We start from the raw sequence: 22,738 nt of genomic DNA, 5'->3' as shown, positions 1-22,738 counted from the left end.
GAATTATTCAACCTTTTTTAAGCGCTCTCATTATATAAATAATTGGTTGAACAGGTTTTATAGAAAGCAATACAATCTAGCTGTTAAAAAAGATTTGCTGGTAAATTACTTACTACTTCATGTTACAGGAGAACCAACATTAAACACTCAAAGAAAAGAGGGATCACTCATGGCTCATACCAGTGAAGCTGCAAACAACAGGCGTGTTACAAGTAATATTTTTAAAGGATCTGTTGGGAATTTAATTGAATGGTACGATTGGTACGTTTACTCTGCTTTTGCCGTCTATTTTTCATCGCAATTTTTCCCAGAAGGCGATCCAACAAGTCAGCTGCTTAACACAGCGGCAATCTTTGCCGTCGGTTTCTTAATGCGTCCAATCGGTAGTTTATTAATGGGACGCTACGCGGACCGATATGGTCGCCGTGCTGCGCTTACCTTATCTATTACGATTATGGCGAGCGGTTCTTTGATTATCGCTTGTACCCCCAGCTACAGTACGATAGGATTATTATCTCCTATTATTCTAGTACTCGCACGTTTGCTTCAAGGAATCTCCTTAGGGGGAGAATACGGAACGTCTGCAACTTATCTTTCTGAAATGGCAAGCAGCGGGCGAAGAGGATTTTATTCAAGCTTTCAGTATGTAACGCTTGTTGCTGGTCAGCTGGTAGCATTAGGTGTTCAAATTATTCTGCAAAACGTTCTCAGTGAAGCAGATATGATTTCATGGGGCTGGCGTATTCCTTTTGTCATTGGAGCTATCGGAGCGCTAAGCGTTTTATGGCTGCGCCGTACAATGGATGAGTCAGAACAATTTTCTAAAATGGACTCTGAAAGCCGTGAAAACGCAGGGACTATTAAAGCACTTATGAAGCATCCTAAAGCAGTATTAACCGTTATTGGCTTAACTTTAGGAGGAACGGTCGCTTTTTATACGTATACAACATATTTGCAAAAATTTATGGTAAACAGTGTAGGTCTGGATAAAGGAGTCGTAAGCTGGATTAATTTCTGTGCGCTACTTGTATTTGTTGTTATTCAGCCAATAGCAGGGATGCTATCTGATAAAATTGGACGCAGACCTCTGTTAATGAGCTTTGGTATTTTGGGAACATTGCTGACTGTACCGCTGTTTCTTTTTATGAAACAAGCACATAACCCAGTCATGGCCTTTTTATTAATGACAGTTGGACTTATCATTGTAACTGGTTATACATCTATTAACGCAATTGTAAAAGCTGAGCTTTTTCCAACAGAGATTCGAGCTCTTGGTGTAGGATTACCGTACGGACTTACAGTTGCCATATTTGGAGGGACAGCAGAATTTATCGCACTATGGCTAAAAAGTATTGGCCATGAATCAATTTTCTTCTTCTATGTAGCAGGGTGTATTGCCATCAGCTTTCTTGTTTATTGGCGTATGGGAGAATCCTCTAAAGATTCATACATAGAGTCCGAGCTCAAGACAGATGACAAAGGAGACAATGTACCGCCAAATAATATCAGTTTTTAATTTTGGTTAAATAAATAATCGTTTGATAACATAAAAAAGGACGGGCTTTTATAGCCCGTCCTTTTCTAGTATTCCGCGCGTATACTTGTATTAAACGCACTAAGTGACGGTTCTTGCTATAGAATTCTTTTTTCTATAGTTTTGCATTATGAATTTGTACGATTAAAGCATAAAGAGGAAAATAATTAAAGGCATATAAAAAAGATCAGCGCCATAATAAAAGGATTATTTTGTGATATAACGAAATAGAGAGTATATACATCAGAAATAGAGAGAGGGTAAACTCCGTGAATACTTTATGTTCCTTTTTTACAAATCCAATTTTAACTGCTTCTACGCTTTTAATAGAATTACAGAGCGTGTTCTTTCAACCTATTTGGAAAGAGTATAATTATGATGATTATTTTACCTACAAGGTATATGTTCCAAGTACATATACTGGATTAAGTAAAGTACCATTAATCGTTATGCTTCATGGGTGTCAACAAGACGCAGATGATTTTGCTGCGGGTACGGAAATGAATAAGCTAGCGGAAGAAAAAGGTTTTATTGTTCTCTATCCCCAAATGAATTACTTTGCTAATTCCAACGGGTGCTGGAATTGGTTTTATGAGTATAACCAGTTTCGCGGTAATGGAGAGCCAGACATAATAAAAGATATGATTGATCACATAACCACTAAGTATGCGATTGATTCTACTAATATATACCTTGCTGGCATGTCAGCTGGAGGCTTTATGGCGAATGTGATGGCTATTGCTTATCCTGATATATTTAAAGCGGTAGGCATTCATTCAGCAGGCAGTAATGCGTATGCTGTAGACCTCATAACAGCCGGAGAAGTTATGCTATATGGATCTCTAAATCCTGAATTTGACGGTGATGAAGCTTATAAGAAAATGGGACCTTACGCACGGCCTGTTCCCATCATTACGGTTCATGGCCAATCAGATACAACAGTTAATCCAATTAATGCGTCTACATTAATTCAGCAGTGGATTTATACATATAAGTATTTCGGTATCGACCTACATGAAAATGCTGCTTCTTACACTTCAAGGGAAAACGAAAATCATTATAGTTACATAACTTATGACTACGTAGATGCAGAAAATAAAATCTGGATGAAAAAAATTATGGTAGAGGATATGGGGCATGCATGGTCAGGTGGAAATGACAATGGATCAGATACTGATTCAAAAGGTCCTAATGCTTCAAAAATGATGTGGGATTTTTTTGAAGCCCACAATGATTAAATAGAGCATGAAAGAGCGATCACAATATGTTACTAAATAACATTTGCCTTTCATTTTCTTGAAACGAATAATCGTCTACCAACAGTAAAAAAGGATCTTATCGAAAGATCCTTTTCTGTTATCAACCAGCATTTCTTAACAAGTAGCTTCAAACCGATTTAACAATACATCTAGATCCTGACTGATTTTAATCGTATTACTACTTGTAAACCCTTCTTCTAGGGCAATCATCATCATCATTTTTCGTATAAATTCTATCTTTATCAGCAGTAGCCTACATTTGAAACACATTAAGTTTCCTCCACTTGCCACGTCATTTTAAAGGTTTAAATTATTGAATTTTTTATGTAAAAACGGTTCAAATCTAAAAATAGAACCTAAAAAATATAGTAACAAATAGATAGTGTCGAAGTCTGTCGTATTTTGAATTCAGATATTTTCATTTAAAAAGAATTAACTCTTAAACGTTTTGCTCGAAGCTGCGCTCTGATTGTTCCACCGGTTGTAAATAACTGACGGAGTAACAGAGCTTACCCTGTTTTTTGTATATAGGCATAATCAGATTACATTTAGGCATGTTAACATAGGATTGGACTTATTTAAGTTAGTCAACTTTAAACAAAAACATATCTTTTTTTCATTTATTGGTTTCTGTTTAACTATTTATGGCTATCAGGCACTGACAAATAAAGATAAATGATAGGTGAGGGCCGTTTCTAACCGCTATAGACTTTGTAAAAAGCGCAACAAAAAAGCGTCTGTTAAGACGCTTTATATATAATACATATACTGCTCTTCTTTATTGGCATTTGTTGTTTCATGGATTATTTCTTCCGGGATATTGGACGTCCGGTTAGTAAAAAGCATAAACAACGCAATAATTGATGCCACAAAACCTAAAGTAACAATCACAATAAATCCCTCCCTTTAGAATATATATTCTACTTTCATCTTCATTTTCCTATATTTATTTTATACCCTTATTTTATTTTCTCAACACATAGAATAAAAAGAGTGTATGCATCGCCTGAATATCCATCCAAAGTAAATACAATCAAGGGAGCTTAAAACAGACATTTCACTTAAAAAAGTAGGAAACCATAAAGATTTCTTCGTATTCGGGGCATGAATCATTAAAATTATTAATCATTAAGATAACTTATTTATATTGTACGAATGAAAGAAATTTATATATATTAAAAATACGAAATATTCATTAAATTATACGAGGGTTTGTTTTAAGTTAAAAAGAAAAAAGCTGCTGCTTTAAAGGCAACAAGTAAGCAGTATAAGATTAGGGAGTTACACGGAATATAAAAGTTATAGAAATGAATACAAGTAGAATTCTTTTTGCTCAAATATTCACATAGTTTTCATTCGTAAAAAAGACTGAAAATTTTGATAATAAATTTCACTTTTATTAAGGGGGACTTTTTATGACAACAACGGTTTTAAATGTATCAACTTATTCTTTTTATCTGAATGGTGAGTGGAAAGAAAGCAAATCAGGGCAGACGATCGATATTGTTTCTCCATACCGTCATGATGTGATTGGAAAAGTGCAGGCTATCACAAAAGAAGAAGTCGATGAAGCGGTACATGCCGCACAGAAAGCTCAGAAGGGGTGGGCGGAAACTTCTCTGCAAGACCGTGCCAAATATTTATATAAGTGGGCAGATGAGCTGGTAAAAATGCAGAGTGAAATTGCCGAAATTATTATGAGAGAAGTTGGAAAAAGCTTAAAAGATGCAAGGAATGAAGTCGTGCGCACAGCTGATTTTATTCGCTATACAGTTGAAGAAGCCCTCCATATGAATGGAGAAAGCATGAAAGGAGATAGTTTTCCTGGAGGTTCTAAGTCTAAAGTTGCCATTGTTGAACGCGTGCCTTTAGGCGTGGTACTTGCGATTCCTCCATTTAATTATCCGGTAAATTTGTCAGCTGCTAAGCTTGCGCCTGCGCTTATTTCAGGAAATGCAGTTATCTTCAAACCCGCAACGCAAGGAGCGATCAGCGGTATTAAGATGATTGAAGCTCTTGATCAAGCAGGTATTCCACAAGGACTTGTAAACGTCGTAACGGGCCGCGGGTCTGTAATTGGTGATTACTTGGTTGAACATAAAGGCATTAACATGATTTCGTTTACCGGAGGAACAAATACGGGTACTCAGTTAGCTAAAAAGGCAGGCATGATTCCTCTTGTACTAGAACTTGGAGGAAAAGACCCGGGGATTGTATGTGAAGATGCAGATTTGCAGGAGGCAGCAAAACATATTATAAGCGGAGCATTTTCTTATTCGGGTCAGCGCTGTACAGCTATTAAACGTGTACTTGTACATGAAAAAGTGGCAAACGAGCTGGTCGACATCCTAAAAGAAGAAGTACATAAACTATCAGTTGGTTCTCCTGAAAATGGATGTACAATCGTTCCATTAATTGATAGTAAGGCAGCGGACTTTATTCAAATTTTAATTGCAGACGCGCTCGGAAAAGGTGCAGAAGTTGTGACTGGGAACAAGCGTGAAGGCAACCTTATCTATCCTACTCTTTTAGATAACGTGAATGATACTATGCGCGTAGCATGGGAAGAACCATTTGGTCCTGTGTTACCAATTATCCGCGTCGCTTCTGACCAAGAAGCCATTGACATCGCAAACGAATCAGAATTTGGCTTACAAGCAAGCGTTTTTACAAAAGATATTAATAAAGCCTTCTCAATTGCAAATAAAATGGAAGTCGGTTCCGTTCAAATCAACGGCCGCACAGAACGCGGCCCCGATCATTTTCCTTTTATCGGCGTAAAAGGATCCGGTATGGGCGCTCAAGGCATTCGTAAAAGCATTGAATCCATGACTCGTGAAAAAGTAACGGTATTAAATCTTCAATGATTGAATTCCAAGAGCTATCCAAATCGAGTCAGTAAAATGTAGAGAATCTCATGGAAAAAAGCCTGTGCTCCAAAAAACACAGGCTTTTAAACGTCTTATTTACCTATCACTCGATTCCGTCTTTATAGTTCTTATGCCAGTTTTTATCCCCTTTGTGCTCGATATCTTCAACGGTTTTTTCGAGCTCTGACATAATGAGTGTTTTTACTTCATAGATGGTATCAAAAAAAGCTTTCTCTTCATCCGGATTCGGCTTTATTTTGGCTGCTGCCGAAATATCAACATATCTGCGATGTTCAGTTGTTAATTTATCAAGCGCATCAAAAATATGAGAGGTCAGAACAGCAACCTCTTTATGATTATCAGGCAGCTTTTCTTTTAATGTTTCAATTCTTTTATCCATGTTAAAGTCCCCCTATAACGTGTTGTATTTATGTAACTTTCCCACTAATAAAAATGAATAACCTTAAAAAGTAAAAAAATATGGGAATTAGCACGTGAAACAAAATTATACTACAGGATATCATGTTAAAGTGAAAAAACGGTGAAATGAGTGGCTATATTTTTGCATAGAGGGTATGTAATAAAGGTCGGTTTTTTTGAAGAGATAGTTGCCTTAAGACACATTGAAGCACACAATCAACATAAAAGTTCATCTATTTTTAATAGATGATGACCTTTTATGACTACTTTTTACGATTTTATGACTTTTTTTGAATGAATTTGATTGTTTTTGATGATTTTTCGAATAATCTGATATATAATGAAAGCGTAAACAGTAAAACATGTCGGTTGGTTAAGAAAAACATCCACAAAAATGGGATTCGTTATTACATAAAATCAGACCTCTGTTTTTATAAAAATAAATAGAATTTGAGAAAAGGAGAATGAGGATGGACATATTGGATGCAAAAGTAGTGAATACAAAGTACGGTTTAGAAACATATCTGGATGTATCAGAAAGCGTAGAAATAAAAGAAATTCATATGCCGAGTTCAGAGAGCCAATCTCACAAAATTAAATTTGGAATCAAGTATTTTCTTTTAAGAGAAGGAAAGTATTACGATAGCCAAAAAGGTTATTTTTGGCTTTGTATGAATCACGATTTTAGCAGCCTTATGCTGAGTGAAACGGAAACAGAGAGTTTGTTTGCAGTTAAAAGTGAAGAAGAAAGAGAAGCAACAAAAACGCTATTAGCAGAATGGTTTATCCAAACGAATGCGTATAAAGAAGTCATCAACGAATGTATCCATCAGATTAAAACGGAGAATATTCGTACAGAAGAAGACATTGAAGACCGAGTGGACGCCATACAATTTTTAGAAAAATTAAAGGTATTAACTGCAAAAGAGATTGAAAACGCTTCTATAGAAAATCTATATGCGCTGCAGCAAATTGGCTAGGCGATAGTTCACGCAAGTTGAGATGCAGATTGATGTACAACAATAAGGAGGAATAGTGAGATGAAATTTTTTATTGATACAGCAAACCTTGAGGATATTAAGAAAGCATATAAAGTTGGTGTTCTAGCAGGTGTAACAACCAATCCATCTTTAGTAGCAAAAGAAGGCGTAAGATTTGAAGACCGCATCGAAGAAATTCTTCAAATGGTACCGGAGGTTGAATCCGTTTCCGCTGAGGTAACGCCTGACGCACTTTCTGCTGAAGACATGATCGCTCAAGCTGAAGAACTGATTAAAATTAACGATGGAGATAAAAACATTACGATTAAGCTGCCTATGACATTAGCTGGCTTGGAAGCGACGCGCTACCTTGCAAAAAAAGGCGTAAAAACAAATGTAACCCTAATCTTTACAGTAAACCAAGCGCTTTTAGCAGCTCGTGCTGGAGCGACGTATGTTTCTCCATTTTTAGGACGTCTTGATGACATTTCAGAAGACGGAGTACAGCTGGTATCTAAAATTGCTGAGTTATTCCGCGTTCAAAACATCGACTCTCAAATTATCGCCGCATCTGTAAGACACCCGGATCATGTAACGCGCGTAGCACTTGCAGGGGCTCATATTGCCACAATTCCATACGCTGTTATTGAGCAATTAGCAAAACACCCGTTAACTGACCAAGGAATGGAAAAATTTGCAGCAGATTGGGAAAAAGCAGTTAAAGCTTAACCAAAAGTCATATCAATAAAAAAAGCTTGGGATAAGCATAGCTTATTCCAAGCTTTTTATCGTTTAACTAGCTAGTTTCTTTTTACGTAAACGCTCTAAGCGTCGCTGCACGCTATTTCTTGAACGCCCGAGCAGCTGTCCAATTTCTCGCTGATTGCGCTTTTCCTGATAAAACATACGCCACAATCTAGCATCTTCTTCTGCTGTCCACTTTTTATGCTCGTATTTAGGGCGCTTTACATAGTCTAGCCTTCTTTGTTCATTCACCCACGCTGGTTCTGGAATAAGCGTATTTTTAGGTATTTTAAAAAAGTTAAGGCACGATTTATTTTGTTCAGCCCACTTCCAAAAAGATTGAATGTCAATTCCCATGAATGTTCTTGTCTTGGCGATGATCATTTTATACGGTAGATTCTCTCTATGAATCCACTTGTAAATTGTATGAACATCTACTTCGAGGCAGGCTGCTAGCTCACACGCTGTGATATGCCCTACGTGCGATTTAGCTCCATACACCTCTAAACGACTTAACCTCGATTCTAGTGCCTGCACACTTCGCTGCAATTTCGCTGATATGCGCGAAAGAGGTTTTATTCCGTAATACCTTAGCAAATATTCGTCTTCTTGTACGGTCCATCTTCGCATCGCAGTTTTTCGTGTTAGTCCCAAAACTTTTATGCGCGTAGCAATAGACGAAGGACTTCTGCCTAAGGAGTCTGCCATTTCTCGGTTATTCATGGTATCGATGTTCTGCTGTAAAAAAGCATCTTGTTTCGGCGTCCATTTTTTACGTAAAGCGGTATCTGAAGCACGAAGATTTAATCGAGTAAGCCGTTTGTTAACTGATTCTTTGCTTCTATGTAAATGCTCACCCATTTTTTGAAGCGTCATCACGCCGTAATGTTCGATGAGAAATCTATCTTCTTCTTGTGTCCATCGCTTTTGATTTTTACTCACTGTTGTCTCACTCCAATTCACACGGAAAGCTCAAGATGAAAAAGCATCTAGTAATATATTTTACGAATGAGCAGTACCCATTCAGACTGATACTCACTGCGTTTTAGCCTATATATATTTTATCATATTTCTAGAGAAAAACCAAACGTGTGTTCTGTTTTTGTTTTAGTAAGCATTAAAGGAAGGAGAAGATTATCTCCTTCCTTTAATAGAAGTCAATTGTGATAAAATTGACTAGAATCGCAAGAATTTTCACATAACTGACAGCTCAGCATCATTGCGTTGAGAAAGGGGAATGAGCATGAATTTTAATTTAAAAGAAGCGACTGAAATACTTGAGCGTACGCCTAAGACGCTTGAAAAACTTTTGTCGGGTCTATCTGCAGGTTGGCTGCAATGTAATGAAGGAGAAGGAACTTGGAGTACCTCGGAAGTAATAGAACATTTAATAGAAGCAGAAAAAAACAATTGGATACCAAGGCTAAAATTCATCCTTCAAGAAGGAAAAGGAGGAGCTTTCCCTCCATTTGATCGCTATGCTCATTTACACAAGGAATCTACTAGTTCTATTGAAGAAAAGCTTCTTGAATTCAACATGATAAGAATGCAGAATTTACAACAACTAAAGCTGTTAATTAAGCCTGAAAAGCATATTGAAGTGAGAGGAGAACACCCGGAGTTTGGGGAAGTAAAAGTCAGAGAGTTGCTCTCGACTTGGGTTGCTCACGATTTAACGCATATTGCCCAAATTGTTCGAGTAATGGCAGAACGATACAGAGAAGATGTAGGACCTTGGGAAGAATACTTAGGAATACTAAAGAAATAGCAATGACAAACAGTAGCCAGCCTTTATCATTCAAGCTTGAATTAGGAAATGTACACGATTACAATAAAATGAGAATAATGAAGATTCAGGAAGGATTGTAGAGGGAACTATAAGAACATATCCCATGTGTATAACATGTAGGGTCCGTTAAGCAATTTACGAATAAAAAGAGGATTGGACTGATTAAAAATGAAAGTGAATTTTGAGAAATTCGGCGAACTAAACAATCAAGCTGTACATGCTTATACCTTATTAAATGATGAAGGCCTTAAAATCACCTGCCTTGACTATGGATGTGTGATATCAAATATTGAAATGCCGGATTCTGAAGGGAAGATTGAAAGTGTTGTCTTGGGATTTGATTCAATAGAAGAATACCAAAAGTATTCTCCTTATTTCGGAGCTGTGGTCGGACGCGTAGCAGGACGTATAGGGGGAGCGGAGTTTCAGCTTAATGATGAAACCTATCGTCTAGAGAAAAATGAAGGAAATAACCATTTGCATGGCGGTTCAGAAGGGTTTAGCCACAAAATATGGCATGCAAAAACAATCGAGGCGAGTGATCACGTAGGTGTTGAATTTACATATGTAAGTAAAGACGGAGAAGAAGGGTACCCTGGCAATCTTGAAGTGAAAGTTACGTATACGTTGACTAATAAAAATGAGTTTCATATCTCTTACGAAGGAACAACAGATCAAGACACTCTTATCAATTTAACAAACCATACGTATTTCAATTTAAGCGGAAATCTAAAGGAAACGGTCTTAGATCATGTTTTAAAGCTGAAAAGTAACGAATTCTTAGAGCTGAATGATGATCTTTTACCTACTGGAGAAACGATAAGTGTCACAGATACCCCATTTGATTTTAGAGAAGGACATAGCCTCAAGGAAGGAGTGGAATCTACACATCCGCAAAATGTATTAGTTGGTAAAGGATACGATCATCCATTTCTTTTAGAAGCAGAAACTGAAAACCAGATGTCATTATTTGATCCAGCAAGCGGTCGCAAAATAGAAGTCAAAACGGATCAGCCTTCAGTTGTTCTCTATACGGGAAATCATCTAGATGAAGAATTTGAAATTAGAGGGGTTCACTCAGAGAAATACCTCGGTGTTTGCTTGGAAACACAAGGTTTACCAGACGCTATTCATCATAAGCATTTTCCTTCTTGTGTATTAAAGCCAGGTGAGAAATATGAAGCATCTACTCACTATACATTTATAACTGATCGCAGCCTTTAACAAAACGGAATGATAAAAAGGATTACAAACGAGCCTCTGCCGATTGTAATCCTTTTTTATTCTTACTTTTTCTTTTGGCTTTTTGCACGATTAGCGTCAAGTTCAGCCGCATATTCTTCTTGAGACTTTCCTTGCTTTTGACTCTCAGACTGAATCTTCTTAAATTTGTTATCGTTTAAATTTGGCATATTAGCACCTCCTTGCAGACAGGGTTATTTTGTACAAGCATTAAGGATTTATATGCTAAAAAAAAGTCTTAATGAACTTGATTAGAAATTTCGCTTAATGCTGCGCTGGCTTCATCAACATATACGTTCACTGTCGCAAGGTCACCGATTGCACAGATTCCAACCATATTATTATTCTCCACTACAATAATGCGGCGAATTTGATGATCGGCCATCATACGTGCACATTCATGAATATCCGTATCTGGAGAACAAGTAATCACATCTTTAGTCATACAATCATGGCAATGCACAGTGTTGCAATCTTTTCCATCCGCCACGCAGTTTAACACGATATCACGGTCTGTGATCATTCCCATTACTCGATTTTCTTGACACACTGGCACAGAGCCACAATTAATATCACGCATTAATTTTGCTGCAGCTGTTACTGGGTCGTGCGGTGCACAAGCTTTCACATCTTTAGTCATAACTTCACGTACTGTAGTCATTTTTAATTCCTCCTTTTAAACATTCACCTCCGTATTTTCTCCATGCACATGCAGAATATGAGAATCAATAATTTCCTGAAAGCAAAAAATCTTGTAATAAAAGACGAATAAAAGAACGAACGCAGTGTAATAAACACATAAAAAAGAGCCTATTACACAAACTAAAGAGAATATGATTTAGCTTACATTTTCGTAACGGCAGGAGTTGGGTACATAATGAAAGGAAAGTTAACGCTTTTGGCAGTACTTTTATTGCCTTGGCTGTCTATAATAAAAGTTGATAAATTTGTCTTTAAAAGATACCTACCTGTTTTGACATTTAGTTCATTAGTTATTGCTTTTATCAGTGAGTTATCTAAAAGCTTTACATGGTGGAAAGTGAGGAAACCTCTTTTCCCTAAACTTTCAAGCGACGTTTCTTTTATATTTGGACCGTTTTTTATAGCTAATTTTTGGGTATTCAAGCTGACCTATGGGAATTTCAAAAAATATTTGTTAATTAACATCCTATTTGACTATCTATTTGCTTATCCCTTGACCGGTTTGGCAGAAAAATTAAAGGTATACAAAATGGTCAACATGACGCGTTTTCAACTTTTTGTGATCTCGATTGCCACTGCTCTTATTAATTATTTCTATCATTATTTTATAGAAGATGTATTAAGGAAGAGAAGGCAATAGCTGATAGTTCGTTAACGAGCTCCTCGGCATTTAAGTTTCGCTTACTGTCAATCTTGAATGGTATTAAAGGTCTTCAAGTGTAGTACATAAATACTTAGCAGAGATACTAAAAGTCCAATAAATAGCGAAATAATAAAAAGAGAAGCGTGAGGGAGAAGACCAATCTCTTTCACGTTTCTCTTTTTTGTCATGTATATAAACTTTATCTGTACACGGTCATGGGCAAGTATGTTAAAGATTGACCCGTAGCTGAAGCTGTTAAATGCGGTTCTAATTCAAAATCTTCAAATGGTTCGATATGAGAAAAGGCCTCTAAAAATGCTTCTAAGATAATTGTCATTTCAAGTCGTGCAAGAGGGGCGCCCAAACAAAAATGAGGTCCGTTTCCGAACGTTAAGTGCTTTTTATTAGTTGGACGATGAATGTCTACAGAAAAAGGGTTTTCAAACATATGTTCATCCATATTACACGCACTCATCCACGCAATAACGACATCTCCTTTTTTTAGTTTAACGCCTAATAGCTCGTTATCTTGTTTAACCGTGCGATCTCGTCTGGAGATATGAAACCGATATCGAAGCATTTCTTCTACGGCTTTTGGAGCTAATTCTCTATTGTTTCTCAGCTCGCTGTATAACGACTCGTCGTCATATAAAAAAGAATAAAACATATTTGCAATGGCGTGGCTTGTGGTTTCAACGCCTGCACCTAGAAGCAGCATGGTAGCGTGTACAATTTCTTCATCTGTGAATGTTTCACCATCAACTTCAGCTTGAATTAAGTCTGAAATAATATCATCAGAAAGGTTGGAGCGCTTTTCAACGACAATGGGGTAGAGATATTGAAAATATTCAGCTCCTGCACGTTGCTTTTCTTGTTCAATCTCTTTTAATCTTTCTTGGTCATAAGGCTGAAAAAGAATATCTACCCACTTTTTGAACTGATATCGGTCTTTTACCGGTACGCCGAATAAATCTGCTATAACTAAACTAGGAAAAGGAGAAGATAAATCTTCAACAATATTAATAGTTGAATTTTTTTGTATCGCTTCTACAAGGCCTGCTGCAATTTGTTTGATTCGCGGCTCCCAGTTCTTTAAACTGCGAGGAGTAAAGGCGGCAGCAAGCAAAGATCGCGCTTTCCGGTGGTCAGGAGGATCTAAGTTTGTAAGGTTGGTGATTGGAGATGTGCTTTTTTTCTTGCTATTATCTCCAACAAAAATAGTGGTTCTTTGTCCATCGCTTGAAAAAAATTCGTAGTTGCTCAAGACTTGTTTAACATGTTCGTATTGGAATACATTCCATGTGTTTGTTTCTTCATGAAAATAAACGGGGGAGTTGTTCAACATTTCTTTATACCATTGGATAGGGAAAAACTCTTCTGCACGTGATTGAAATTTTGGAATTTCTGTAACGGGAATGACTTCTTTGTTCATATGATCTTATTCCTCCTTCAGAATAGGTATAGATTTGGAATTTACTAACTACATAGCGCTCAGTAGTTGTCACTTGCTAGATAAATAGTTACTTTGTCGAATTAACCTATACTATTAGTACATTTTTATACATTTAGTATAAAAATGTACTAATAGTATATAATTATTTTTACTTGGTTATCAAGGAAAAAGGATAAAATTAACGTAGGAAAAGGCAGATAAGTTATACTAAATAAAAAGTAAATTGTAAACAGAGGAGTAACAGAAATGAATCAAAAACAGCTCGATATTTTAGGGCATACGCACCAGCTTTTTATGGAAAAAGGATACGTAGACACTTCGGTACAAGATATATTAGAAAGAAGCGGGATTTCAAAAGGAACATTTTATAAATGTTTCTCATCTAAAAGCGAACTGCTTATTTCATTACTTTCGTCTCTGCAAGAATCACTTATTCTACAAAGAGAAAAAGTAGCCATTGAATATAGAGAGGATAATCAGAAGGGATTTCAAGAACAGATGATCTTTATGATGAACTTTGCAGAGCAAAACAAAATTCCTGAAATGATTGAAAGTACACTCGTTTTAAATGAAGTTAAAACATTTCATTATATAGAGGAATTAAAAGCTGCAACATTCAACTGGATATATGAACGTTTTCAGCAGGTTTTTCCATCTAAGACTTCTCCTTATTTATTTGATGGAGCTGTGCTGCTAGAAGGAATGCTTAACAATATGTTTAAAATGAACAAAGCGCTGGACTATCCATTACCTATTGAACAAATTGTCCATTATTGCATGAAGCGTACAGAGGAAATCATAATCGAAGTAGCAGAACAAAAAGAACAGTTATTTAACCCTTCCGTTTACTCTGCGGTATTTAATAAGAAAACAGAAAGTCATTTTTCGACAGATCTGACGCGTGTAACTGCGAAGTTAAAACGGGTGATTGAAAATAAACTAACAAATGAAGAGGAACGAAAGAGAAGTCTAGAATTTGTTACGTTTATATCGGATGAATTGCTGCAAAATGATACGGAGCCTCGCACATTCATTATTCAGAGTTCTCTTTTATCGCTAGAGAAAATCAATACTCTCGCCCAGACCAAAGAGCTAGAGGAATATAAGGAAGTCGTAACTACTCTGACAAGACATTCTTCATAATTTAAAAAGCACATGAGCTAAACTAACAGTCAAGGCTCTGCGTCATATAAGAAAGAGAAGATTGCCTATAAAACATATAAACAGCCAGTTGCCGTTATGATAGGTGACTGGCTGCATGGGATGAAAAGGTGAGGGTGGAGACAGACATAACACTCTTAATAGAAGAGGGTAATTCTTTCCCTTTTATAGAAAATCAATTAATCGAAAGTAGCTCCTTCATTCTTAGGATCGAACGTGATATAGTTTGCTAACCTTTGCGTTCACTTAACTAACTTATAGGGGTAACACTTAAAAAAGAATCAATAACGATAGAAACCGCTCCTAAAGCAGGTGCATTTTTTCCTAACGAAGAAGGCAGTAGTTCACATTTATTGTCTAAATGAGAATGGACTCTAGAAGAAACTTCGTTTTTAATCGTATTTAAAACAATGGGATGAGATTCAATTATATGATTTCTCAAGATAACAGCTTCTACATCAAATGTATTAAGAATATTGGTTAATCCAATTCCGATATAAAAGCCAAAGTTTTGAAGTGCATTTAACATTTCTACATCATTTTTATTTGCGCGTTCCACAATCTCTTTTCGAGAAATATTCTTTTCTTCTTTAGAGAGCGAAGCCAGTAACGCTTTTTCAGAAGCATATAATTCCCAACAGCCTCGATTTCCACAGCTACATTTGGGGCCATTAAAATCTATCGTCATATGACCCATTTCCCCAGAAAAACCCTGAACACCTTTATACAATTCGTTGTTAATAACAAGTCCAGTTCCAATTCCGACATTAATACTGATGTAAACGATGTTTTCATAGTTTTTTGTCATACCAAATACTTTTTCACCGTATGCTCCTGCATTAGCTTCATTTTCAACAAAAACTGGAACATTAAACTCACTCTCAATTAAAAACTGCAAATCTTTGATATTCCAATTTAAGTTAGGCATGAAAATAATTTGCTGATGACGATCTACAAGGCCTGGAACACAAATTCCTATTCCGACTAGACCATAAGGGGACTCAGGCATATGGGTTACAAAACCATGAATAAGTGCAAATAAAATCTCTTTTACTTCACTAGCGGAAGAACTAGACAAGTCAGAAGTCTTCTCGAGAATAATATTTCCTTCTAAGTCGGTTAGAATTCCGTTAAGATAGTCGACTCCTATATCAATACCAATCGAGTAGCCTGCATTCTTGTTAAAAACAAGCATTACAGGTCTTCTGCCGCCTCTAGATTGCCCTGCCCCAATTTCAAAAATAAAATCTTTTTCAAGCAGGGTATTTACTTGGGAGGAGACAGTTGACTTGTTTAATCCTGTAATCTCAGAGAGAGTTGCCCTGGAGACAGGGGAGTTCTTTAAAATTTCATCTAATATTAATTTTTGATTCATTTTTTTTACTAAAGCTTGATCTGCAATTTGAATAATAACCACTCCTTTGTTTATCTATCGAACTAAGTTGGCGTTTTTAGAAGGTTGAATTAGATATTTAAAAGTATCATATCTAATATTATAACTAAATTTTCTAAAAAAAACATTGAAATAAACATTTATTTTGTATATGATGAGATAAAGTTAGTTTATTGGATAAACAAACTAACTCAAATAAGATAGTTGATGGATAAACTTGTTCACTTAAATCAAAGGGGGAAATGACAAATGGTCCAAACTAGTACTAATAAAATTAATTTTTTTGAAAGCGTAAACAAAACTTTATATGAAGGTAAAGATTCTAAAAATCCTTTAGCTTTTAAATACTATAACCCTGAAGAAGTAGTAGGCGGTAAAACGATGAAAGATCAGCTGCGTTTTTCTGTTGCTTACTGGCACACGTTTACAGCAGATGGTACGGATCCTTTTGGCGCAGCTACTATGCAAAGATCTTGGGATAGATATGATGGAATGGATTTAGCAAAAGCGAGAGTTGAGGCAGCTTTTCAACTTTTTGAAACATTAAATGTTCCATTCTTCGCATTTCATGATCGAGACATTGCTCCTGAGGGCAGTACGTTGCAAGAAACAAATAAAAATCTTGATGTTATCGTCACTATGATCAAAGAATACATGCAAACAAGTAACGTAAAGTTATTATGGAACACAGCGAATATGTTTACAAATTCCCGATTCGTTCATGGTGCAGCTACTTCTTGTAATGCAGATGTATTTGCTTATGCGGCGGCTCAAGTAAAAAAGGGGCTTGAAACAGCAAAAGAACTAGGCGCAGAAAATTATGTATTCTGGGGCGGCCGTGAGGGATATGAAACACTGCTTAACACAAATTTACAGTTAGAGTTAGATAACTTAGCCAGATTTATGCATATGGCTGTAGATTATGCAACCGAAATTGGATATACGGGGCAGTTTTTAATTGAACCTAAACCTAAAGAGCCTACGACACATCAGTATGATACCGATGCAGCAACAACTATTTCATTTTTAAGACAATACGGATTAGATAAATACTTCAAACTTAATCTAGAAGCTAACCACGCAACGTTAGCTGGGCATACATTTGAACACGAATTACGAGTAGCTAGAGTACAAGGCTTATTAGGATCAGTGGATGCAAACCAAGGTGACCCTCTTTTAGGCTGGGATACAGATGAATTCCCGACGGATTTATATTCTACGACGCTAGCAATGTATGAAATCCTGCAAAATGGAGGGCTGGGAAGCGGAGGATTAAACTTTGATGCCAAAGTACGCAGAGGTTCTTTTGAACAAGACGATTTACTCTATGCTCATGTAGCAGGAATGGATGCGTTTGCTCGAGGATTGAAAGTAGCACATAAATTAGTAGAAGATCGTGTTTTCGAAAATGTTATCAACGAGCGCTACAGCAGCTTTAAAGAGGGAATTGGGCTTGAGATTGTGGAAGGAAAAGCTAACTTCCATACACTGGAGCAGTACGCGTTTAAAAATCCGAATATTGTGAATAAATCAGGAAGACAAGAACGATTAAAGGCCATTTTAAATCAATATATTTTGGAAGTTTAAAGGACAAACGAGAGTAGAAGCGATTTCTACTCTCGTTTATAAACCCGGAGGTATTAAGATGAAATATGTAATTGGAATTGATCTAGGAACAAGTGCGGTAAAAACGGGGTTAGTTGATACGAAAGGCGAAATTTGCGCTGTGGTTTCTAAGAATTATCCTCTCCTTCATGAAAAAACAGGGTATAGCGAACAGAATCCAGAAGAATGGGTTCAGCAGACGGCTAGTGCTTTAAATGAATTAATTGCTAACGCCAATATAAAACCCGAAGATATAGAAGGAATTAGTTATTCTGGACAGATGCATGGCCTTGTGCTGCTGGATGAAAACTATAACCTATTACGTAACGCCATTTTGTGGAATGACACAAGAACAACAGAACAATGTCATCATCTCTATAAAGTGATTGGAGAAAAACGTCTTTTAGAAATAACAAAAAACCAGGCTTTAGAAGGATTTACTCTTCCTAAGTTATTGTGGGTAAAAGAGTATGAACCGGAGATATTTGAAAAAACAGCTGTATTTATGCTGCCCAAAGACTATTTGCGTTTTAAGATGACTGGCTTTATTCATAGTGAATATTCAGATGCTGCCGGTACATTATTATTAAACATCAGCAAGAAAAAATGGGATGGTGAGCTTTGCCAATTAGTAGGAGTCAATATTAACCTTTGTCCGCCACTAGTCGAATCTAGTGAATGCATAGGCAATATCAGTGAATCATTCTCTCAAAAAACGGGGTTAGCTACTTCAACAAAAGTATTTGCAGGTGGAGCTGATAATGCTTGCGGTGCAATTGGCGCCGGCATTTTATCGCCAGGGGAAACACTATGTAGCATTGGGACATCGGGTGTTGTTCTTTCTTATGAGGAACGAAGCGATAGAGACTTTAATGGAAAAGTCCATTATTTTAATCATGGAAAAGAAAATGCCTTTTATACGATGGGCGTTACGCTATCTGCGGGTCACAGTTTAAGCTGGTTTAAGGAAAATTTCGCGGAAAACGACACGTTTGAAGAATTGTTGGCTGACCTAAAAAATGTACCAATCGGATCAAACGGCCTTTTATTTACCCCTTACTTAGTTGGGGAACGTACACCCCATGCAGATGCTACGATTCGGGGAAGTTTTGTAGGAATGGACGCCTCTCATAAAAAGAGAGACTTTACGCGAGCAGTTATTGAAGGTATTACGTTTTCATTAAGTGAATCAATTGAAATCTTTCGAGAAAGCGGAAAGGAAATTACGTCTATTGTATCAATTGGCGGAGGAGCAAAAAATGATCATTGGCTTCAAATTCAAGCAGACGTTTTTAATGCAAAAATCGTAAAGTTGTCTACTGAACAAGGCCCAGCGTTAGGAGCAGCCATGCTAGCAGCTTATGGCTGTGGCTGGTATAACTCATTGGAAGAGTGTGCAAACGTATTTATTACCTCGTCGAAAACATATTATCCTAATGCAGAACATGTACAAGTCTATAAACAGCTTTATGAATTATATAAAGAAGTCTACCTTCAAACAAACGACTTAAGTAAAAAGCTAGGCGAATTTAAAAGGAAATAATAGGTTGCAAAATATGCAATCTTCCTTTAAAAAAGAGCTTCATATGAAAGTAGCTTGTATCAATTGATTATGGTTGTATATCGATATACCTGACACAAAAGGAAGTATAGAAAATGCTGTAGTAAGATTTGATTCACTAGAAAAATACGTACATTGGAGGGGAGGATAAGAGCAGTTAGTCAAATAGACGACGAAAATTTCTTTTGTGTTCCAAGAATTTGAAAACGCATTCAAATAAGTGCGAACTCAGTTAGAAATAGAACTTCTACTGTTACTTTTAACTAACTGCTTTTAACAACGCATGAAACAAAATCGAAACTCATTATATATTTTTTCTATTACCTTAGTTGCCGCTATCGGAGGGTTACTGTTTGGATATGATACAGCTGTAATATCTGGAGCTGAAGAATCATTAAAGGTGTATCTTATTGACAGCTTAGGGTTAGGATCTTTAGCACATGGTGTTACTGTATCAAGTGCTTTGATAGGATGTATTATTGGAGGATTGGTATCTGGTTATTTTGCGACGAAACTAGGACGCAAACAATCACTTATACTAGCAGCTATTCTTTTTATAGTCTCAGCGTTAGGAGCTTCTTATCCTGAGTTTTTATTTTTCACAAAAGGGGAACCGACACTCTCTTTGTTACTAGCTTTTAACTTCTACCGCATTATAGGTGGGATTGGTGTTGGCTTAGCATCAGCCATTTGTCCCATCTATATAGGAGAAATTGCACCGGCAGATATTCGCGGCAGATTGGTATCATTCAATCAATTTATGATTATTTTTGGAATGTTAGTCGTTTACTTCGTGAATTGGGGTATTGCAAATGGGGAAACCTTAGAATGGATTAATGATGTGGGTTGGAGATACATGTTTGCTTCAGGAGCTATTCCAGCTTTACTCTTTGCATCACTCTTGTTTTTAGTTCCTGAAACGCCTCGCTACTTAGCTATACAGAATCAAGATCAAAAAGCTTTAGCCATACTAACTAAAATTAATGGGTCTTCAGAAGCGAAATCAATTTTAGAAGATATTAAACAAACAATTTCTACCAATGTTTCGTCTGGAAAATTATTGGCATATGGAAAATTAGTTATCGTTGTAGGTATACTGCTTTCTGTATTTCAACAGTTTGTAGGAATCAATGTAGCTCTATATTATGCTCCGCGTATTTTTGAAAGCATGGGAGCAGCTAAAGGTTCTTCTATGCTGCAAACCATTATTATGGGATTAGTAAATGTTATTTTTACAGTAATTGCAATTTTGACAGTTGATCGTTTGGGAAGAAAACCTTTATTAATAACAGGGTCTATCGGAATGGCCATTGGAATGTTCGGTGTAGCAAGCATGGCTTTTTCAAACATCATTGGTATAGGGACGCTTGTATTTATCATTATTTATACAGCTTCCTTTATGATGTCATGGGGGCCAATTTGTTGGGTGCTCATTTCAGAGATTTTTCCTAATAAAATTAGAGGTCGTGCTGTAGCTATTGCCGTAGCTGCTCAATGGGCAGCTAACTATTTTATTTCCTCTACGTATCCTGTGATGATGGAATATAGCGGAGGATTAACATATGGTTTCTACGGTTTAATGAGTGTACTTTCTGCTTTATTTGTTTGGAAATTTGTTCCTGAAACAAAAGGTAGAACTCTTGAACAAATGGAAAATATGTGGAGAAAAAAACAAGAGGCTTCAAAGAGTAAGAAGGCCATATAACCATTAAGCTTTTGCTTAGAGGAAAGATGAATATAAAACTTTCAAAAACACCTAAATTATCTTTAGGTGTTTTTAATATGTAACCTTTATGAAGAAAGTGGATAGCTTTTTTAAAGGATATTGCTATAGTGATAAGCCTCTTTAAAAATAGAAATATAGTTTTTTTATGAGGAGTGTTTTATCGTAAATATAAATAACGGTGCAATGAATTTACAAAAGATCTGGGGGGCATCCGCTATATACGGAATATCCTAAAGAATTAAAGTATGACCATGCTTCATGGGTTCCAACGTATCGGAATCAGAAAATGATTGATTGGATGTTTCAGCAAGTAAAGCAAACAAACTAGTAAGAAATAAAGCTCCATACTTCATTACTCCCAAAAAGCTCTTCCAGTTAATAAAAACTGGAAGAGCTTTTTTACTTTTATCAGAATCTACGCGCTAGGAGAAAGATATTTCACACCACATTTAACCAAATATGTGACGAAATTATGGTAAAGCCATTTAAACTAGATAAAAATCGCTTCAAGTGTGAGAAATATCACACCTTTTAAACATACAACATGATAATTTTTTAGGAGTAAGCAATATGTCATGACAAACTTCAATATGTTAGGAGGTTTTTAGCCTTTTGATCTGTTGAGATGCATCTCTAATATGAACGTTTATATACCATTATTATGTACAGAGATTTAAAGGAAGGGAGCCTGAGCTGAGGTGAGAAAGCAAAAATCAATGCATATTGGCAAGTTAATCATTCTCTCCGTATTCATTACAATTTTTTTAGCAGGCTGTGATAGTCGTTATTTGATTTTAAATCCGCAGGGGGCGGTAGCTCAAAAAGAATACCAGTTAATTATTTTTTCCATAATTTTATGCACAATTGTTGTTATTCCTGTTTTAGGTCTGCTTGTGTATATCGTTTTACGCTACCGTGATAAGCCTGGAAACAAGGCTCCGTATCGACCAGACTGGGACGATAGCAAGCGTCTTGAATTTATTTGGTGGGGCATCCCCATTATTATTATCGGCATTTTAGGTTTCGCTACGGCCAAAACGACTTATGAATTAGTAGATCCGCCGAAAAAAGATGTAAAGCCGCTAACGATTGAAGTAACGTCTCTTGATTGGAAATGGTTATTTCAATATCCGGATCAAGATATTGCGACAGTGAACTATGTCAACATTCCAAAAGATGTGCCCGTTCAATTCGTGCTAACGTCAGATGCACCTATGAATTCCTTTTGGGTACCGGAGTTGGGAGGACAATTATATACCATGCCGGGAATGGCCATGGGGCTTTGGCTACAAGCTAATCACAAGGGAGAATATTTTGGTTCGGGTGCTAATTTTACGGGTGAAGGGTTCGCTCATATGAACTTTAAAGTTAAATCTACATCGACAAAAGAATTTAATCAGTGGGTAAAGCAAGTGAAAGAAACATCACCAGCTTTAACAAAAGCTGATTATAACAATCTTGCCAAACAAGGTCTTTCCTTGGAAAAATCGTACTCTACCATTCCTAAAGGTTTGTTTCAAGAAATTGTTATTAAAAACGGTGGTCAATATTATAGTCAGCATCACCATATGAAAAATGAAGACATGAAGACTATGAATGTGGCTTCTGAAGAACAAGCACATACACAGCATGAGCACCAGGAAGGGGGAAACTAAG

At 36.5% G+C, this 22,738-nt stretch carries 21 protein-coding genes; 13 read left to right on the top strand and 8 right to left on the bottom strand.

Annotation, left to right across the window (positions count from 1 at the left end; translation table 11 throughout):
* The first annotated feature begins 169 nt into the window (after nt 1-169).
* Complete coding sequence (locus ACRPLY_RS04390; protein ID WP_014460571.1) at nt 170-1,516, top strand: MFS transporter; 1,347 nt, start codon at nt 170-172, stop codon at nt 1,514-1,516.
* A 287-nt stretch (nt 1,517-1,803) separates the two neighbouring features.
* Entirely contained in the window at nt 1,804-2,772 is a 969-nt protein-coding gene (locus tag ACRPLY_RS04385) for an extracellular catalytic domain type 1 short-chain-length polyhydroxyalkanoate depolymerase (protein ID WP_108674605.1), read from the top strand.
* Between the two features lie 135 nt (nt 2,773-2,907).
* Here the strand turns inward: ACRPLY_RS04385 and ACRPLY_RS04380 are convergent, their stop codons facing one another.
* Both ACRPLY_RS04380 and ACRPLY_RS04375 read right to left on the bottom strand, forming a co-directional pair.
* The gene (locus ACRPLY_RS04380) at nt 2,908-3,063 is read right to left on the bottom strand and encodes an aspartyl-phosphate phosphatase Spo0E family protein (RefSeq protein ID WP_016763750.1); all 156 of its coding nucleotides are present in this window, start codon (nt 3,061-3,063) and stop codon (nt 2,908-2,910) included.
* Nucleotides 3,064-3,543: 480 nt separating this feature from the next.
* Complete coding sequence (locus tag ACRPLY_RS04375; RefSeq protein ID WP_165573386.1) at nt 3,544-3,684, bottom strand: hypothetical protein; 141 nt, start codon at nt 3,682-3,684, stop codon at nt 3,544-3,546.
* A gap of 524 nt (nt 3,685-4,208) precedes the next feature.
* On the opposite strand from ACRPLY_RS04375, the gene ACRPLY_RS04370 reads away from it, so the two are divergent.
* A complete protein-coding gene (locus tag ACRPLY_RS04370) occupies nt 4,209-5,660 on the top strand; it encodes an NADP-dependent glyceraldehyde-3-phosphate dehydrogenase (protein ID WP_432231598.1) in 1,452 nt (483 codons plus the stop codon).
* 106 nt (nt 5,661-5,766) lie between these two features.
* Here the strand turns inward: ACRPLY_RS04370 and ACRPLY_RS04365 are convergent, their stop codons facing one another.
* Nucleotides 5,767-6,063 carry a hypothetical protein gene (locus ACRPLY_RS04365; protein WP_028413740.1) on the bottom strand — a complete coding sequence of 99 codons (297 nt, stop codon included), beginning with the start codon at nt 6,061-6,063 and terminating at the stop codon, nt 5,767-5,769.
* Between the two features lie 490 nt (nt 6,064-6,553).
* Between ACRPLY_RS04365 and ACRPLY_RS04360 the strand changes: the two genes are divergently transcribed.
* Complete coding sequence (locus ACRPLY_RS04360) at nt 6,554-7,063, top strand: hypothetical protein (RefSeq protein WP_034264650.1); 510 nt, start codon at nt 6,554-6,556, stop codon at nt 7,061-7,063.
* A 60-nt stretch (nt 7,064-7,123) separates the two neighbouring features.
* Nucleotides 7,124-7,792: a fructose-6-phosphate aldolase gene (gene fsa / locus ACRPLY_RS04355; protein ID WP_013082751.1), complete on the top strand. Its 669-nt coding sequence runs from the start codon at nt 7,124-7,126 to the stop codon at nt 7,790-7,792.
* Nucleotides 7,793-7,855: 63 nt separating this feature from the next.
* On the opposite strand, the gene ACRPLY_RS04350 is transcribed toward fsa, so the two are convergent.
* Nucleotides 7,856-8,749, bottom strand: a complete 894-nt coding sequence (locus ACRPLY_RS04350; RefSeq protein ID WP_432231597.1) for a sigma-70 family RNA polymerase sigma factor — start codon at nt 8,747-8,749, stop codon at nt 7,856-7,858.
* Between the two features lie 301 nt (nt 8,750-9,050).
* Here ACRPLY_RS04350 and ACRPLY_RS04345 point away from each other — a divergent pair, with 301 nt between their 5' ends.
* Complete coding sequence (locus ACRPLY_RS04345) at nt 9,051-9,575, top strand: DinB family protein (RefSeq protein ID WP_432231596.1); 525 nt, start codon at nt 9,051-9,053, stop codon at nt 9,573-9,575.
* Between the two features lie 189 nt (nt 9,576-9,764).
* Complete coding sequence (locus ACRPLY_RS04340) at nt 9,765-10,820, top strand: aldose epimerase family protein (RefSeq protein ID WP_047751170.1); 1,056 nt, start codon at nt 9,765-9,767, stop codon at nt 10,818-10,820.
* Nucleotides 10,821-10,882: 62 nt separating this feature from the next.
* Here the strand turns inward: ACRPLY_RS04340 and ACRPLY_RS04335 are convergent, their stop codons facing one another.
* Together ACRPLY_RS04335 and ACRPLY_RS04330 are read right to left on the bottom strand one after the other, a co-directional pair.
* Nucleotides 10,883-11,008 (bottom strand): hypothetical protein, encoded by a 126-nt coding sequence (locus ACRPLY_RS04335; RefSeq protein WP_013056562.1) that lies wholly within the window; start codon nt 11,006-11,008, stop codon nt 10,883-10,885.
* A gap of 68 nt (nt 11,009-11,076) precedes the next feature.
* Complete coding sequence (locus ACRPLY_RS04330; RefSeq protein WP_432231595.1) at nt 11,077-11,499, bottom strand: CBS domain-containing protein; 423 nt, start codon at nt 11,497-11,499, stop codon at nt 11,077-11,079.
* A 216-nt stretch (nt 11,500-11,715) separates the two neighbouring features.
* On the opposite strand from ACRPLY_RS04330, the gene ACRPLY_RS04325 reads away from it, so the two are divergent.
* Nucleotides 11,716-12,180, top strand: a complete 465-nt coding sequence (locus ACRPLY_RS04325) for a hypothetical protein (RefSeq protein ID WP_394554969.1) — start codon at nt 11,716-11,718, stop codon at nt 12,178-12,180.
* A gap of 202 nt (nt 12,181-12,382) precedes the next feature.
* Here ACRPLY_RS04325 and ACRPLY_RS04320 read toward each other — a convergent pair whose 3' ends face one another.
* The gene (locus tag ACRPLY_RS04320; RefSeq protein ID WP_034264620.1) at nt 12,383-13,615 is read right to left on the bottom strand and encodes a cytochrome P450; all 1,233 of its coding nucleotides are present in this window, start codon (nt 13,613-13,615) and stop codon (nt 12,383-12,385) included.
* A gap of 267 nt (nt 13,616-13,882) precedes the next feature.
* On the opposite strand from ACRPLY_RS04320, the gene ACRPLY_RS04315 reads away from it, so the two are divergent.
* Nucleotides 13,883-14,779: a TetR/AcrR family transcriptional regulator gene (locus ACRPLY_RS04315; protein WP_432231594.1), complete on the top strand. Its 897-nt coding sequence runs from the start codon at nt 13,883-13,885 to the stop codon at nt 14,777-14,779.
* 268 nt (nt 14,780-15,047) lie between these two features.
* Here ACRPLY_RS04315 and xylR read toward each other — a convergent pair whose 3' ends face one another.
* Entirely contained in the window at nt 15,048-16,205 is a 1,158-nt protein-coding gene (xylR, locus tag ACRPLY_RS04310) for a transcriptional repressor XylR (protein ID WP_029715012.1), read from the bottom strand.
* A 234-nt stretch (nt 16,206-16,439) separates the two neighbouring features.
* On the opposite strand from xylR, the gene xylA reads away from it, so the two are divergent.
* The 4 genes from xylA (at nt 16,440) to ACRPLY_RS04290 (ending at nt 22,737) form a co-directional block, all read left to right on the top strand.
* On the top strand, nt 16,440-17,777 hold the full coding sequence (xylA, locus tag ACRPLY_RS04305) for a xylose isomerase (protein ID WP_165635848.1): 1,338 nt from the start codon (nt 16,440-16,442) through the stop codon (nt 17,775-17,777).
* A gap of 58 nt (nt 17,778-17,835) precedes the next feature.
* Nucleotides 17,836-19,338, top strand: a complete 1,503-nt coding sequence (xylB, locus tag ACRPLY_RS04300) for a xylulokinase (RefSeq protein ID WP_432231593.1) — start codon at nt 17,836-17,838, stop codon at nt 19,336-19,338.
* Between the two features lie 301 nt (nt 19,339-19,639).
* Complete coding sequence (gene xylE, locus ACRPLY_RS04295) at nt 19,640-21,061, top strand: D-xylose transporter XylE (RefSeq protein ID WP_034264608.1); 1,422 nt, start codon at nt 19,640-19,642, stop codon at nt 21,059-21,061.
* Between the two features lie 737 nt (nt 21,062-21,798).
* On the top strand, nt 21,799-22,737 hold the full coding sequence (locus tag ACRPLY_RS04290; protein ID WP_034264685.1) for a ubiquinol oxidase subunit II: 939 nt from the start codon (nt 21,799-21,801) through the stop codon (nt 22,735-22,737).
* The last annotated feature ends 1 nt before the right edge of the window (nt 22,738 follow it).

The sequence above is a fragment of the Priestia sp. TGN 0903 genome, from assembly GCF_050846855.1.
Taxonomy (GTDB): domain Bacteria; phylum Bacillota; class Bacilli; order Bacillales; family Bacillaceae_H; genus Priestia; species Priestia zanthoxyli.
Note: the sequence above shows the minus strand (reverse complement) of the source record. Positions and strands in the feature narration are given on the sequence as shown.

Bases quoted from the DNA above. Each gene is read 5' to 3' on its own strand.
- ACRPLY_RS04290 (WP_034264685.1), top strand. From the start codon at position 21,799: ATGCATATTGGCAAGTTAATCATTCTCTCCGTATTCATTACAATTTTT.
- ACRPLY_RS04340 (WP_047751170.1), top strand. From the start codon at position 9,765: ATGAAAGTGAATTTTGAGAAATTCGGCGAACTAAACAATCAAGCTGTA.
- xylA (WP_165635848.1), top strand. From the start codon at position 16,440: ATGGTCCAAACTAGTACTAATAAAATTAATTTTTTTGAAAGCGTAAAC.
- ACRPLY_RS04365 (WP_028413740.1), bottom strand. From the start codon at position 6,063: ATGGATAAAAGAATTGAAACATTAAAAGAAAAGCTGCCTGATAATCAT.
- ACRPLY_RS04335 (WP_013056562.1), bottom strand. From the start codon at position 11,008: ATGCCAAATTTAAACGATAACAAATTTAAGAAGATTCAGTCTGAGAGT.
- ACRPLY_RS04370 (WP_432231598.1), top strand. From the start codon at position 4,209: ATGACAACAACGGTTTTAAATGTATCAACTTATTCTTTTTATCTGAAT.
- ACRPLY_RS04325 (WP_394554969.1), top strand. From the start codon at position 11,716: ATGAAAGGAAAGTTAACGCTTTTGGCAGTACTTTTATTGCCTTGGCTG.
- ACRPLY_RS04320 (WP_034264620.1), bottom strand. From the start codon at position 13,615: ATGAACAAAGAAGTCATTCCCGTTACAGAAATTCCAAAATTTCAATCA.
- ACRPLY_RS04315 (WP_432231594.1), top strand. From the start codon at position 13,883: ATGAATCAAAAACAGCTCGATATTTTAGGGCATACGCACCAGCTTTTT.
- fsa (WP_013082751.1), top strand. From the start codon at position 7,124: ATGAAATTTTTTATTGATACAGCAAACCTTGAGGATATTAAGAAAGCA.
- xylE (WP_034264608.1), top strand. From the start codon at position 19,640: ATGAAACAAAATCGAAACTCATTATATATTTTTTCTATTACCTTAGTT.
- ACRPLY_RS04330 (WP_432231595.1), bottom strand. From the start codon at position 11,499: ATGACTACAGTACGTGAAGTTATGACTAAAGATGTGAAAGCTTGTGCA.
- ACRPLY_RS04345 (WP_432231596.1), top strand. From the start codon at position 9,051: ATGAATTTTAATTTAAAAGAAGCGACTGAAATACTTGAGCGTACGCCT.
- xylB (WP_432231593.1), top strand. From the start codon at position 17,836: ATGAAATATGTAATTGGAATTGATCTAGGAACAAGTGCGGTAAAAACG.
- ACRPLY_RS04360 (WP_034264650.1), top strand. From the start codon at position 6,554: ATGGACATATTGGATGCAAAAGTAGTGAATACAAAGTACGGTTTAGAA.
- ACRPLY_RS04380 (WP_016763750.1), bottom strand. From the start codon at position 3,063: ATGTGTTTCAAATGTAGGCTACTGCTGATAAAGATAGAATTTATACGA.
- ACRPLY_RS04390 (WP_014460571.1), top strand. From the start codon at position 170: ATGGCTCATACCAGTGAAGCTGCAAACAACAGGCGTGTTACAAGTAAT.